This window comes from Prevotella sp. CAG:255, assembly GCF_000431195.1.
Taxonomy (GTDB): Bacteria; Bacteroidota; Bacteroidia; order Bacteroidales; family Bacteroidaceae; genus Prevotella; species Prevotella rara.
In genome coordinates this window covers 1-577 of record NZ_HF986843.1, presented here as the reverse complement: position 1 = coordinate 577, position 577 = coordinate 1, and the positions used below count along the sequence as shown (strand labels likewise).

The following is a 577-nucleotide window of genomic DNA, read 5'->3' as shown; positions in this document are numbered from 1 at the left end:
CGAGGATGATGGCTTACAATATGAAGTAAACCTGATTAACTATACCTTCCGTTCAGGCAAATATGAAACCGACAAGTACAACGGGATATGTGAAGACGGTGATTCAAAGGCTGTAAGGTATATCAACCATGACAACGGAGGAAAGGTGTTCAAGATGAAAGCAGGAAAATTCATCAGGCATTTAATCATGGAAACCTCTTTCGGAAGGACATTGCCGGAAAGCGTAATCATCTATTTGCAGGAATGCTTCACACAGGACTGGCAGGCTTTCTCAATTTCATCGCTGCCGAAAGAAAACCGTTTGTTCGTTGATGATAATTTCAATGATATTTATGACTCGGGTGAATGCGAGGGTGACTTCTATTCATGCATGACAGACAAAGGCTATCATTGTTTCTATCGCGACTCGGTTGACGCAAGTGCCGCCTATTTGAAAAACGAAGATGGAAAAATCATAGCGAGATGTGTAATCTTCAACAAGGTTTATGAGGAAGGTTCAAACAAAATCTGGAGACTTGCTGAAAGACAATATTCCACAAACCAGGACGACGTATTGAAACGTGCCTTGGTGAACGCA

At 41.8% G+C, this 577-nt stretch carries 1 pseudogene; it reads left to right on the top strand.

Annotated features, from left to right (window positions below):
* Nucleotides 1-577 (top strand): annotated as a pseudogene (locus QVO66_RS11315) (hypothetical protein); the annotation flags it as partial.